Annotated in this window: 15 protein-coding genes and 1 pseudogene; 9 read left to right on the top strand and 7 right to left on the bottom strand. The window is 57.8% G+C overall.

From position 1 onward, the window contains the following. Window positions 1-616: DUF6160 family protein (locus ACFE0K_RS04410; RefSeq protein ID WP_434534907.1), on the bottom strand; the 616-nt coding region annotated here is incomplete at its 3' end. Between the two features lie 301 nt (window positions 617-917). On the opposite strand from ACFE0K_RS04410, the gene pabB reads away from it, so the two are divergent. Next, the gene (gene pabB, locus ACFE0K_RS04405; RefSeq protein WP_434534906.1) at window positions 918-2,078 is read left to right on the top strand and encodes an aminodeoxychorismate synthase component I; all 1,161 of its coding nucleotides are present in this window, start codon (window positions 918-920) and stop codon (window positions 2,076-2,078) included. 153 nt (window positions 2,079-2,231) lie between these two features. On the opposite strand, the gene thrH is transcribed toward pabB, so the two are convergent. Next, a complete protein-coding gene (gene thrH / locus ACFE0K_RS04400) occupies window positions 2,232-2,849 on the bottom strand; it encodes a bifunctional phosphoserine phosphatase/homoserine phosphotransferase ThrH (protein ID WP_434534905.1) in 618 nt (205 codons plus the stop codon). Window positions 2,850-3,043: 194 nt separating this feature from the next. After that, window positions 3,044-4,018 (bottom strand): HTH-type transcriptional regulator CysB, encoded by a 975-nt coding sequence (gene cysB, locus ACFE0K_RS04395; RefSeq protein WP_335625660.1) that lies wholly within the window; start codon window positions 4,016-4,018, stop codon window positions 3,044-3,046. 179 nt (window positions 4,019-4,197) lie between these two features. Between cysB and ACFE0K_RS04390 the strand changes: the two genes are divergently transcribed. Continuing rightward, on the top strand, window positions 4,198-4,995 hold the full coding sequence (locus ACFE0K_RS04390) for a sulfite exporter TauE/SafE family protein (protein ID WP_434534904.1): 798 nt from the start codon (window positions 4,198-4,200) through the stop codon (window positions 4,993-4,995). A 168-nt stretch (window positions 4,996-5,163) separates the two neighbouring features. On the opposite strand, the gene ACFE0K_RS04385 is transcribed toward ACFE0K_RS04390, so the two are convergent. Next, a complete protein-coding gene (locus tag ACFE0K_RS04385; protein ID WP_434534903.1) occupies window positions 5,164-6,081 on the bottom strand; it encodes a 5'-nucleotidase in 918 nt (305 codons plus the stop codon). Window positions 6,082-6,485: 404 nt separating this feature from the next. Here ACFE0K_RS04385 and ACFE0K_RS04380 point away from each other — a divergent pair, with 404 nt between their 5' ends. Then, on the top strand, window positions 6,486-7,112 hold the full coding sequence (locus ACFE0K_RS04380) for a hypothetical protein (protein ID WP_434534902.1): 627 nt from the start codon (window positions 6,486-6,488) through the stop codon (window positions 7,110-7,112). 58 nt (window positions 7,113-7,170) lie between these two features. On the opposite strand, the gene ACFE0K_RS04375 is transcribed toward ACFE0K_RS04380, so the two are convergent. Both ACFE0K_RS04375 and ACFE0K_RS04370 read right to left on the bottom strand, forming a co-directional pair. Continuing rightward, complete coding sequence (locus tag ACFE0K_RS04375; protein WP_434534901.1) at window positions 7,171-7,557, bottom strand: PilZ domain-containing protein; 387 nt, start codon at window positions 7,555-7,557, stop codon at window positions 7,171-7,173. Then, window positions 7,550-8,266 carry a hypothetical protein gene (locus ACFE0K_RS04370; protein WP_434534900.1) on the bottom strand — a complete coding sequence of 239 codons (717 nt, stop codon included), beginning with the start codon at window positions 8,264-8,266 and terminating at the stop codon, window positions 7,550-7,552. Before ACFE0K_RS04370 ends, ACFE0K_RS04375 begins: the two co-directional genes overlap by 8 nt. Here ACFE0K_RS04370 and ACFE0K_RS04365 point away from each other — a divergent pair. Continuing rightward, on the top strand, window positions 8,255-8,992 hold the full coding sequence (locus ACFE0K_RS04365) for a DUF3108 domain-containing protein (RefSeq protein WP_434534899.1): 738 nt from the start codon (window positions 8,255-8,257) through the stop codon (window positions 8,990-8,992). The genes ACFE0K_RS04370 and ACFE0K_RS04365 overlap by 12 nt on opposite strands. 73 nt (window positions 8,993-9,065) lie before the next feature. Here the strand turns inward: ACFE0K_RS04365 and ACFE0K_RS04360 are convergent, their stop codons facing one another. Beyond that, window positions 9,066-9,524: a DUF2489 domain-containing protein gene (locus ACFE0K_RS04360; RefSeq protein ID WP_434534898.1), complete on the bottom strand. Its 459-nt coding sequence runs from the start codon at window positions 9,522-9,524 to the stop codon at window positions 9,066-9,068. 123 nt (window positions 9,525-9,647) lie between these two features. On the opposite strand from ACFE0K_RS04360, the gene ACFE0K_RS04355 reads away from it, so the two are divergent. The 5 genes and pseudogenes from ACFE0K_RS04355 to ACFE0K_RS04335 form a co-directional block, all read left to right on the top strand. Beyond that, entirely contained in the window at window positions 9,648-10,103 is a 456-nt protein-coding gene (locus ACFE0K_RS04355; protein ID WP_434534897.1) for a PGPGW domain-containing protein, read from the top strand. Further along, window positions 10,093-11,121, top strand: a complete 1,029-nt coding sequence (gene mtnA / locus ACFE0K_RS04350) for an S-methyl-5-thioribose-1-phosphate isomerase (protein WP_434534896.1) — start codon at window positions 10,093-10,095, stop codon at window positions 11,119-11,121. Before ACFE0K_RS04355 ends, mtnA begins: the two co-directional genes overlap by 11 nt. A 4-nt stretch (window positions 11,122-11,125) precedes the next feature. After that, window positions 11,126-11,761 carry a methylthioribulose 1-phosphate dehydratase gene (locus ACFE0K_RS04345; RefSeq protein WP_434534895.1) on the top strand — a complete coding sequence of 212 codons (636 nt, stop codon included), beginning with the start codon at window positions 11,126-11,128 and terminating at the stop codon, window positions 11,759-11,761. Between the two features lie 4 nt (window positions 11,762-11,765). Beyond that, window positions 11,766-12,311, top strand: coding sequence for a 1,2-dihydroxy-3-keto-5-methylthiopentene dioxygenase (locus tag ACFE0K_RS04340; RefSeq protein ID WP_434534894.1), 546 nt, complete (start codon window positions 11,766-11,768; stop codon window positions 12,309-12,311). A gap of 148 nt (window positions 12,312-12,459) precedes the next feature. Then, window positions 12,460-12,736 (top strand): annotated as a pseudogene (locus ACFE0K_RS04335) (acireductone synthase); the annotation flags it as partial.

Raw genomic sequence — 12,736 nt, 5'->3', positions numbered from 1 at the left:
CGAGTACGGCGAGGGCTCCCACTTGGATACCAACCTCCCTGTTAGTGTCGCTGATGGCTGAGCCGCTGATGGAAAGGCCATTGGTAATAGTGGTGTTCAGAGCAATCAGGTCACCCTGTGGTTCATTTGCCAGCTGTATATTCATGGTGGTGGCACCCAGTGTAATAGAACCCAGGTCCAGCACATCATCTACGCGACCAGTAGCATCTACACCCCAAGTCCCGCCATCACGGTTACTGTTGGCGATGTCAACAGAGCCCAGAGTGATTACGGTTGCGTTAGGAATACCCACTTCAATATTCAGAACAGGCGCAGTACCAGTTGCGGCGGAGTCACCTGCATCGATATCCAGAGTAATGTCGCCACCAGCGGTATCAATGGCAAAGTCTTCCATTATCAGGGCACCAGCATTTGCGTGACCAGCTGTTACGCCAGTTGGGATACCATCGGTATCGTGAACGATCAGGGAAGCAGCCAAGTTCGTGTTGATGGCGATGCTGATACCGTCCTGACCAGTCACGCCGGACAGAGCGCTATCTTCCATGGCTTCCATGGAAAAACCGGTAGCCGGAAGGGCTGCAACGGCGGCCGCCAGAGCAAGCTTCTTGAATTTCATTGTTATCTCCTCGTGTGCACAACGTTTTGTTGTAATCGTTCGGGTGCCACGTTTGATCGGCACGCATCTAAGTTAACACAATGGTTACAAAAACAAATGCATCCGTTACAAAAGTAAAAACCCCTATAAAATAATCATAGGTTGTTGTTTTTTATTATTTTTATTCTCTGTTGTACGTCCGTATCAACCGAACACAGATGTAAACATTATGCTAATTAAGGTCTACTTGTTACGCGTAGTAACAGAGTTGGGCAAGTTTCACCTCGACAGGTAGACTAGCTGTTCCTGAATCTGGTTGCCCATGATGTCACCGAGCTGTCTCTTCAATAATACAAATGGACTGGTCGCACTAAACCGGCCCTCTCTAACGCTGTCTGCCAACAGCGAGGCGGAGCTTGTCAATTGTGTTCGGGAAGCGGAAACGGCCCTGAAGGGAGGCTACGCCTTTGCTGCCGGGGTGCTGCCATATGAGGCTGGGGCCTGGTTGAGAGGTGTAACTACCCCCTCCTTCTTGGGCAGTAGCGGTGACCAAAGCCATTCTGTCATGCCTGCAGTTATTCACCTCTACAAGAACGGCCCTGAGCCCGTCCGCGACCTGGAGAGCCGCCAGGCAACAACATCCTTTTCTCTCAGGGGGACATTTCAGGCAGAACAAGGTCGGGAGGATTATCTGCGCAGCCTGGCGCGGATCAAGGATTATCTGGCTGCCGGAGACTGTTACCAGGTCAACCTGGCCCAGCGTTTCAGCGCTCACTTCCACGGCGACCCCCTTACGGCCTGGCTGGCCCTACAGGAAGTCCACCCTGCCCCGCACAGTTGCTACTTTGACACGGGCGACAGCCAGATATTCGGAGTGTCGCCGGAGCGTTTTCTGTCTATCCGTGACCGGCGGGTGGTGACCGAGCCAATCAAGGGCTCACGCCCACGTGGCAACACCCCTGAGGAAGATCAGGCTTTCGGAGAGGAGCTGCTCTCCGACCCAAAGGATCGCGCGGAAAATCTGATGATTGTAGACCTGCTGCGCAATGATCTGGGGGCCTGCTGTGAGCCCGGCAGTATTCAGGCAGATCCGTTGTTCGAGTTACGACGTTTCAGCAATGTGCAACATCTGGTCAGCACAGTGACAGGCACTCTGCGCCGGGGTCTGTCACCACTGGACGCCCTGCTCGGGGCTTTTCCTGGAGGCTCCATCACTGGCGCCCCGAAGAAACGGGCCATGGAGATTATTGCCGAGTTGGAGCCTTCGCCCCGCGGCGCCTACTGCGGCAGCTTCTTCTGGATGGACAACCGGGGAAACCTGGACAGCAACATTCTCATTCGCACACTGCAAACCGAGGGCGACAGGCTGTACTGCCATGGCGGGGGCGGTATTGTCTTTGATTCCGTTCCGGAAGAAGAATATGAGGAAAGCTGCTTTAAAGTCGCCAAGTTGATGGGGGCACTAGAAGAGCGCTTTCTCTAGTGATCGCGACAAGCAGCACACCCATGCAACATGCCAAAGCATCACCTCCCCACGAAAAAGCCGCGCCCAGAATCTGGACGCGGCTTTTTCATTTCCAGCGCATGACACACTCACTTCGTGTTGCTGCATGAAGCTTGTTGCGTGCAGCGTATCTTAAAGTGGGATATCGCGCGGGCTGGCTTTGACGATTTCCTTTTTCAGGTCCTCGTAGCTGTGCACGGCGGGGAACTGGGGGAATTCGGCAATTACATTGTCCGGGGCGTGGAACAGGATGCCCTGTTCGGCTTCTGACAGCATGGTGGTGTCGTTGTAGGAATCACCCGCTGCGATGCAGTGATATTTCAGGGAATGAAATGCCTGAATGGATGCCCGCTTGGGATCTTTCTGGCGCAGCTTGTAGTCGGTGATCCTGCCGTTCTCGTCCACTTCCAGGCGATGGCAAAACAGGGTCGGCCAGCCCAGTTTCTTCATCAGCGGCCTGGCAAACTCGTAGAAGGTGTCGGAAAGGATGATCAGCTGGAAGTTCTCACGAGCCCACTCGACAAACTCTTTGGCGCCCTCCATGGGGTCCAGGGTATCGATGACTTCCTGGATGTCCGGCAGGCCGTAGCCATGCTCGTCCAGAATGCGCAGTCGCATCCGCATCAGCTCGTCATAGTCCGGAATATCCCGGGTAGTGGCACGCAGCTCGTCGATACCGGTCTTTTCCGCAAAGTTGATCCAGATTTCGGGGATCAACACCCCTTCCAGGTCCAGGCACAGCAATTCCACGGTTTTCCCCTTTGGGTTAATAAGGCGCGCACAATGTAGCGGCGGCCCGGGGGCTTTGCAACGGGGAGCCTGTATTTGGGACAATGCAATTATGTGAAAGTGGATTTTGTGGGGTGATGCGGACACCGCGGAGGGGCCAGGCTTTACACGCTTACCGCCATGCGAGCATCACTGCCCATAGCTGGTTACGACTTTCAGCGAATGGGTAGCTCAATGCCCTCGAACAGAGCCTCACGCTCTTCCCGGTTGGGAGCCTTGATCGCAGCATCCACCTGATCCCGGGTCAGGTGCGGGGCGAAGGCCTCCAGGAAGTCATACATGAAGCCACGCAGGAAGGTCCCCTTGCGGAAACCGATACGCGTGGTGCTGGATTCGAACAAGTGCCCGGCATCCAGCGCCACCAGCCCCTTGTCTTCAACCGGATCCACGGCCATGTGGGCAATGATTCCTACCCCCATACCCAGGCGGACATAGGTTTTGATCACGTCCGCATCGGCGGCAGTGAACACCACTTTCGGCTCCAGGCCCTTGTCGACAAAGGCATCGTCCAGCTTGCTACGGCCAGTAAAGCCGAAAACGTAGGTAACAAGGGGGTACTCAGCCAGGGCTTCCAGTGTCAGTGGCGTCACCTTGGTCAGCGGATGCCCCTCCGGCACCACCACGGTCCGGTTCCAGCGATAACAGGGCATCATTACCAGATCAGTAAACAGGTCCAGGGCTTCCGTGGCGATGGCAAAATCCACACTGCCGTTGGCGGCCATCTCGGAAATCTGCATGGGAGTGCCCTGATGCATATGCAGGGACACATCCGGAAACCGCCCGGTGAACTGCTGGATTACCGGCGGCAAGGCATAGCGAGCCTGGGTGTGGGTAGTGGCAATGCTGAGTTCGCCGCGGGATTCATCCCGGTATTCCTGGGAGACCCGACGTATCGATTCGGTCTGCTGGAGGATTTCGCCGGCAATCTTCAGAATCGCCTGGCCTGCCGGGGTGATGTGGGTCAGGTGCTTGCCGCTACGGGCAAAGACTTCGACGCCGAGCTCATCCTCCAGCATGCGGATCTGCTTGCTGATACCCGGCTGGGAGGTAAATAGCGCCGCGGCGGTGGCAGACACATTCAGATCATGGCGGGCCACTTCCCAAATGTAGCGTAGTTGCTGCAGTTTCATCCTTGCCTCCGCAATCGGAACACGGCGCCAGACTCAGTCACTATCCATTGTGGCTAATCAGGATATCAACTCAACCTGGTTATAAAAATATGAATAATTATTCGTTCAAAGCATAGATAACCGTCTTTATAGTAGCCCCGTCAAGTACTTCTCCCACAGAACCTGTCTGGAGCCACTGTATGCCGATACTGCAACCGGAGCTGCTTCTTTATATCAGTGCCGGTGCGCTGGTCGGTTTTGCTGTTGGTCTCACCGGGGTCGGTGGCGGCTCGCTGATGACCCCGCTCCTGCTCCTGTTCGGTTTCCCGCCCCAGGTTGCCATCGGCACCGACCTGCTTTATGCCGCCATTACCAAATCCTCCGGTATGGTGATGCATGCCCGTCGCCGCAACGTGGACTGGACCATTATGAAACGCATGGCGGCCGGTAGCATCCCCGCCGCCCTGCTCACCGCAGCTGCGCTGTGGTTACTGGCTTCCGATGCCGACGACTATACCCCCTTGCTGACAACAGCACTGGGTATAACCCTGATCGTCACCGCCTTGGTGCTACTGTTCAAGCATCGTCTGCAGGCAATGGTCAACCACCGGCCTGCTGGCTTGCTGGGATCTGCTCAGCACCGGGCCGGCGTATGGACAGTGGCAATGGGAATTCTGCTGGGCGTTTTCGTGACCCTGTCTTCGGTGGGTGCCGGCGCCATCGGTACTGCCGTGTTGCTGATACTCTACCCTGCCCTGGCACCGATTCGGGTGGTGGGTACCGATCTGGCCCATGCCGTCCCCCTCACCCTGATCGCCGGCCTCGGGCACCTGGCTCTGGGGCATGTAGATCTGGGCTTGCTGGCTGCCCTACTGATCGGTTCCCTGCCGGCAATCTACATCGGCACTCATGTGGGCCACCGGGTTCCCAACCACATCATGCATCCAGTGTTAGTGACGGTGTTGCTGGCGCTGGGGATCAAGTATGCGGTGTTTTGAGGGGGTTGGTCCGTTGCCATGATCGGGCTCAGGTTCGAGTAACGAGTAGCGAAAAGCAAAGGCGTTTGCGGTTTTGGTTTTCGAAACTGGCTTCTCGTCACTCACGACGTCATTCACCACAGGCAACCGGGCAGCGTTCAAGCATGCCAGCCGGCGCGAGCGACCGGTCTAACCCTCCCCGCTTTTTCGCCGATTGGCGACACCATGCGGGACATGCCCGGCCGCCACATGACGGGCAGCGGATTCGCAGTGGCCCTGTTGATCATCGAAGAACACATCCGCACCGAACGCTCGCAGAAAATCCCCTTTCGCCAAGCCTCCCAGAAACAGACTTTCATCCAGCCGGATATTCCAGTCGCGAAGGGTCCGCACCACCCGTTCGTGAGCCGGAGCCCCGCGGGCGGTCACCAGAGCTGTGCGGATCGGACAAGATTCCACCGGGAAGCTGTCCTGCAGTTGATGCAAGGCTGCCAGGAAAGGCTTGAACGGGCCGCCGTCCAGGGGCTGACGTGCGGAGCGCTTTTCGTTCTCGGTGAAGGCTTCCAGCCCGTCACTCTGGAAAATCTGTTCCGACTCATCAGAAAACAGCACCGCATCGCCATCGAAGGCAATCCGCAAAATGCCATCCGGGCGCTGACACTGGCCGCCGGAAAGAATGGTGGCAGCCGCATAGCCTGCTTCCAGCACCTGCTGTACATCATCCGGGTCGGTGGACAGAAACAGGTGCGCGCCGAACGCAGACACGTAGCGATGGGGGCTTTGCCCGCCGGCAAAGGCCGCACGGGTGATCGGCAATCCGTAATGCTCAATGGAGTTGAAGACCCGCAAGCCGGTATCCGAGCTGTTGCGCGATAGCAGAATCACCTCGACCCGACCCTTGCCCTCTTTCAGTTCGTTGATGGCCAGCAGCTTCTGCACCAGCGTAAAGGCATCGCCAGGCTCCAGCACATCGTCTTCATGGCGGGTCTGGTAATCCTGAAACGCTTCCAGGCCCTCTTCCAGATAGACCTTGTGGCTGTCGGCAAGATTGAACAAGGCACGTGAGCTGATCGCGATAACCAGCTTGCCATCAAAGGAAACCGGCATGGTATGTCCCAGGTAAAGGTGAATTTTGCCCAGTATCCTGCGCGCCCCATTGAATCGCAACAGCACAACGCAGCGTCAGGCGTGCCGGTGTTTTTACAGGAGGCGATGCTTGTGTTGCAGAGCGGCTTGATTCGCGATGCAAGCATCGCTTCCCACACAGGTTCCATCTGTCTCTTCGTTCACTATGATCGCTGTTACTTGCCTGGCCCCTCCTCGGGGGGCCGTGATCAAATCGCTACTAATGACTTACGCTCTGCACTCTTTAATTGATCAATGGTTGTTCAGTAGTGGGATGTGGCATAAAGTTGCTACAGCAACGGCGTTGCACGTTAGTATTGAATCCGGGCATTGCTGCTCACCGGCAAAGCCACTACGAACAATCCGAAGGGGAAAGGGAGTCATCCATGGCTGCTAGCAAGGTGAAAGATACTGTCGAGGAACTTCAGGCTCAGATTCGCAAGCTGGCTGAGCGCTTCGACAAGGAACGCGAGAAACAGATCAGTCAACTTGAGAAGCAACTGGAGAAGGTGCGCGATCGCCTGAACCAGGAAATGAAGCGCCAGCGGGAGTACTTCGCCAAGGTTGAAAAGCTGCAGGCGGAATACCGTGACCGTGCCACCGCCACCGTCAAAAAACAGATCGACCGTGCCCGCAAGGCAGCAGAAGATGCCCGCAAACAGGTAGAAACCTCCCAGGGCCGCAAGCGCATCCTGGAAACCGAGGTACGGGTTTTGAAGGCCACCGCCAAGCAGGCCCATAGCCTGTCCCGGGTTATCGGTCAGTACGAGAAAGACCTGGAAAAACGCGCCAAGGAAATTGAACGTCGGGTAGCCCCCAAGAAAGCAGCTGGTAAAAAGGCACCGGCGAAGAAGAAAGCGGCTGCCAAGAAGGCTGCCACTCGCAAGGCTCCTGCCAAGAAGAAAGCAGCAGCCAAAAAGGCCCCCGCCAAGAAAGCAGCTGCCAAGAAGAAGGCCCCTGCCAAGCGGGCTCCTGCCAAGAAGAAAGCGGCAGCGCCTTCTTCCGGCGAATAAGCCAAGCCAGTATCAAAAAAGCCGCCTCAGGGCGGCTTTTTTGTATTCGCAACCAGCCTTACCCCTGCGGAAAAAGCTGTTCTTCCATTCCCGCCAGATAACGGATCTGATGCTGCCGGGCATCGCCAGCCAGCTCACGCAGGTTGGAATAGGTACGCAAACCGATCCGGTAGGCCTGCCCCGCCCGATGACAACTGACCACTTCTGCCGATACCTGCCGCAAAATCATGCCAGGCGCATACAAGTCCAGCTTGAGGCGGGTGCCCTGTGACAGACTCACCGGTGACGTCAGCCCCACCCCGTAGCGGTTGTAGTCCATGGCCTTGGCACGGGTCACAAAGCGCCATCCGCCAATCAAACGATGGCGAAAGATATCTACCCGCATTTGGGTATTGATTCGTGCCAGCTTGCGGCGGTTGGCACCGCGATTTTCCCTGCTATCCATCATCGAACCGTATCAGCATCTGATCAAAATAATGCACCACCGCCGTCCTGGCGCTGGCCTCCATGCCCGGCACCCCCTTGTGAGTGGCCGATGCCGTGGCTTTACAAATTGTAACACGAGCCGCCGATACTAATGCACGATTTACCCGCCCCAGTGTCAGACAAGCCACGGAGTTGTCCATGAAATGCGTGATCGCGCCATCATTGATCGCCTGCAGCACATCCAGCAGCCCGGCCATATCTTCTTCGCCCAGTAGGCTTGCCTGGAACACCAGGCAGGCTTTCTCAGCCATAGCCGGGCTCAGGGGATAAGCCACATACAATTTGTTGCCCTGATAGCGGCGCAGATTCTGGAAATAGCGAGCCAGAGCCAGTTGCTCATCCAGAGTGGTATTTTTCATCAAGCGGCCAATCAGACTGTTCGCTGACCGGTTTATCACTCTCATGGCACCGAGAATCAGCCTTGCCGATGCCCCCTTTGCCTCGGCGGCTTGCAGCGGCCCCTTGAAGAACACAGACAGCACTTCATCGACAAAAGGCACAACCAGAGCATTCAGTTCTTCCAGGTGGCAACGTCCGGGCTCAGCCAGCATGCCATCGATAAACCCCTCAATGGATTGCTGAAGGGGAAGCGAGGCCTCGAACGCAATGTGGAGCGTGCTATCATCCATACTCATCAAACTGGGGACACTGGGAAAGTGGCGAATCATACTGTAATCCTGCAGCCCTTACGGCTGCTGTCGGGCCTGCTGCTTTTGGCGTCCCAGTCATTGTCTGCTCAACCCGGCGATCAGCCTGCCCCGTTCCCGCTAGCACTCCAGCCCGCTGAGGCCGAATACCGCGTTGTCGTCAATGGCATCCCGCTTGGTCTCAACGCCACCATCCGACTAACGCAGGAAGATCAGCACTACCGGCTTCATTTCCGGATTGAAAATCGCCTGTTTCAACATGAGGAAGTCGCCACCTTCCGGTGGCATGACTGCACCGCCCGCCCCCATCACTATCGCCACGCCAGTGCCGGCTTCGGCCTGCGTCGCGAGGGGGAAATTGTATTTGACTGGCAAGACCGCGAAGCTCAGGGAAGCAAGGCAATCTATCCATTGGTCGATGAGGCGCTGGATGCCTTGAGCGTCGCCATGGTGGCGCGCTGCAACATGGCCAGGGGAGACGCAGAGTTCAGTTACCCGGTAGCAGAACCTGACGGCATGGCACACTATCAATACCGTTCTCTGGGTGTGGAAAATCTGGAGACCCCCGCCGGAGACTGGGATGCCGCCAGTATAGAGCGGGATTATCCGGAACGGGGCAAACGCTCCCGGTTCTGGGCGGCGCGGGAGCTGGATTATTTCATGGTCCGCATGGACCATCAGGAAAATCTGTTCGTGCGGGGGCGTATTGAGTTGACCTCGTTCCGTTATCTCGCTGGGAATCCCTGAGCTCCCTCTTCCGCTGCTGGGGTTTGGCGGCACGCAAGTCGCTGCCGCCCCGCAACATCTCAAGATTGCAGGCCTAGACTCCCAAGCCGCTCCGCCAGGTTGGCAGCACTTTTGCCAGGCGGCGAGTCGCCTGGTTGACCACCTCGTCCTGATCCTCTTCCAACTGCCAGCGGCGGGAATCCTGCTGGAAACGCGCCCGGGGAGTCAGTTCCTGGCGCTGCTCACCGCGATCAAACTGTTGGCAGGTTTCGGCAAACTGATGAATGGCGGCCAAATCCACTTTCGGTTCAATGCTGTCAGGCAGACAGTCCAGCAAGGCGCTGATACGGATGGAGGCCTCGCTTAACTCTACCTGTTTCTGGTCTACAGCCCGGCACAGCACATCCAGGCTCTCGATAATGTGCACCTGTTGAGCTCGCGTTTCCCGGGTCTTGCGACGGGCCAGCCAGAACCGCCAAAGCACCAGGCCCAGGGCTGCACCAATTAACAGCCCGATCAAGGCTGCCAGTATGAGTTGTCCGGCCTGGGCCATAACGCATTCTCCTCGGAGTCAGTGAAGATAAAAAGCCATGCCGTCGGCATTGAAAATCCCCGGGCATAGCCGCATTGTACGCGGCACACTCTCTCTGCTACAGCACCGTAAACCGGAGGCCCATTGAACGCAGAGTTACCCGTCTGGCTGGCGCCATTGGCCCAGCAACTGGAACCCTGGCTGCCAGCACTCACGGTCACCGGTATTGTCATGGCCCTGGCGTCCTGTGTCGCCATTCCCTGGCTATTGCTGCGAATGCCTGAAGATTATTTCACCGAGAGCTATCTGCCCCACACCCATCGAGGCCCTTTGGCCTGGTGTTTCTGGCTGATTCGTAACGTATTGGCGATATTATTACTGGTAGCTGGCATTCTGATGCTGGTGCTTCCCGGGCAAGGGCTACTGACCATTCTCATCGCCCTGATGACGAGCACATTTCCGGGGAAATACCGCCTGGAACGCGCTATTATGCGCCGCCCTGGCATCTTCCGGACAGCCAACTGGATACGCCGCAAATACGATAGAACACCTCTGAAACACCCTGACGGACATGACAAGGACATCACCGATGGCCATTAACAGCGCTGCCATCCGTTGGCATGACGACCACCTCGAGTTGCTCGACCAGCGACGTCTGCCCGCGGAAACCATTTGGCTGCCGATCCACGGCAGCGACGATGCCGCTACCGCCATTCATGACATGGTAGTTCGCGGCGCACCTGCCATTGGCATCACCGCCGCCTACGGCCTCGCCCTGGAGTCTGCCCGTCTGGGCGATGACGCTTCGGCGGTAGCACTGGCGCCTGCCATCGCCACCCTTGCCGCCAGCCGCCCTACGGCCGTCAATCTGTTCTGGGCCCTGGAGCGTCTGCAGCGAATCGCCAGCGACCTTTCCGGCGCAGCGCTGATAAGTGCCCTCAAAGCAGATGCACAGGCTATTCACCAGGAAGACTTGGCTGCCAACCAGCGCATGGGTGAACTCGGTGCCGACCTGCTACCCGCCAACGCCAGCGTTTATACCCACTGCAACACCGGTGCTCTGGCTACCGGCGGCCATGGCACAGCGCTCGGCATTATCCGCACGGCCTGGTCACGGGGTAGTCTGCAGCACGTTTATGCAGGCGAGACCCGCCCCTGGCTGCAAGGTAGCCGCCTGACCAGCTGGGAGCTGCTTAACGACGGCATCCCTGTCACGCTTGTCGCCGACAGTGCCGCCGGCCAGCTTATGCAGCAGGGTAAGGTACAGGCCGTGGTCGTCGGTGCGGACCGCATTACCGCCAATGGCGATACTGCCAACAAGATCGGCACCTACAATCTGGCCGTGCTGGCGCGCCATCACGGCATTCCCTTTATCGTTGCGGCACCACTGTCTACCCTTGATGCAGGCCTGCCCGATGGCAGCCACATTGTCATCGAAGAGCGCGACGCCAACGAAGTGCGCAGCATTCAGGGCAAGACTCTGGCACCGGCCCACTGCCCGGTGTACAACCCGGCTTTTGATGTGACACCGGCTGAATTGATCTCCGCCATCGTCACCGAGCGGGGCGTGATCCGGAACCCCACCACCGATACACTGATGGCTCATCTTCGTGGATAACAGCATGACCGATCGCCCCTACTCCACTGCGGACTACCGTGAAGCCGCCCACGCCTTGGCGACCACCGGACAGCGCATCTATCAGCATGGCTGGTCGCCGGCCACCAGCAGCAACTATTCCGTACGCCTGAACGCCTCCCATGCGGCGATCACCCGCTCCGGCAAGGACAAGGGGCTGCTGGAGGAAACCGATATCATGGCCGTGGACATGGCCGGCCAGGCCGCCAGCGATGGCAAGCCATCGGCAGAAACCCTGCTACATACCCAGCTGTACCGTCGCCATGACAATGTGGGAGCCGTCCTGCATACCCACAGCCATGCCAGCACCGTGCTGACCATGCACTGGCCCGCCAACAGCATCACCCTGGAAGGCTATGAGCTGCTCAAGGCCCTGGAAGGCTACACCACCCATGACAGCAGGCTGGTGATCCCGGTGTTCGACAACACCCAGGACATCGCCGCCCTGGCCGACCAGGTGGATGCCGCCATGGCGGACGATGCCATTACCCACGCCTACCTGATCCGCGGGCATGGCCTGTACACCTGGGCAAGCGATCTACCCACCTGTTACCGTCAACTTGAAGCGCTGGAGACCCTGCTCGCCGTAGAGCTGGATCGCCGCCGTTTGCAAGGAGTATGACCCCATGAGCGAATTGAAAATCTTTCACGACAGTCAGCCCGACACCCTCGAACAGCACCTGACTGACAAGGCGGCCATGGCCAAGGCACTGGCCGATGCAGGCATTCGCTACGAACAGTGGCAAGCCACTCACGCCCTGTCCGATAACCCCCAGCAGGATGAAGTGATTGCCGCCTACAAGACGGATATCGACCGCCTGATCGACGAGGAAGGCTATCAGACCGTGGATGTGGTCAGCATGGTGCCGGATCACCCGGAGAAAGCGGCTTTCCGGCAGAAGTTCCTGGAGGAGCACCGTCACAGCGAAGACGAAGTGCGCTTCTTCGTGGAAGGCCAGGGGCTGTTCACCCTGCACATCGGCGACCGGGTTTACGAGGTACTGTGCACCAAGGGCGATTTGATCAGCGTACCCGCCAACACCCCGCACTGGTTCGACATGGGCCCCAACCCCCGCTTCGTGGCCATTCGCCTGTTCAATAACCCGGAAGGCTGGGTGGCCAATTTTACCGGCAGTGATATCGCCCAGCGGTTCAACCGCCTGAAAAACTGAAACCCTACCCCTGTAGGAGCAACGCCTGATTCGTGAAGCGATCGAGTTGCGAAAACCCAAACACGAGCATCAGGCCTTTGCCTTTCGAAACTCGCACCTCGCCACTCGCCACTCCGCTGCTTGTTGAGGCTTGAAAGTAAGGATCCCCATGATCAAGGCCATCGTCACCGACATTGAAGGCACCACCAGTAGCATTTCCTTCGTCAAGGAAGTCCTGTTCCCTTATGCCGCCAGACAGTTTCCGGCGTTTCTCGAAACACACTGGAATCAACCGGAGATACAGGAGCAGGTACGGGCGGCCGAGAAGGAAAGCGGCTTGAACCTGGAAAGCCCAGCCTCAGCCAATGCCATGTTCCAGCAGTGGATCACCGAAGACCGTAAAGCCACCCCGCTGAAAGCCCTGCAGGGAAAGGTCTGGAAGGCCG

Source organism: Alcanivorax sp., assembly GCF_051117345.1.
Taxonomy (GTDB): Bacteria; Pseudomonadota; Gammaproteobacteria; order Pseudomonadales; family Alcanivoracaceae; genus Alcanivorax.
This window is presented reverse-complemented; position numbering and strand designations above follow the sequence as displayed.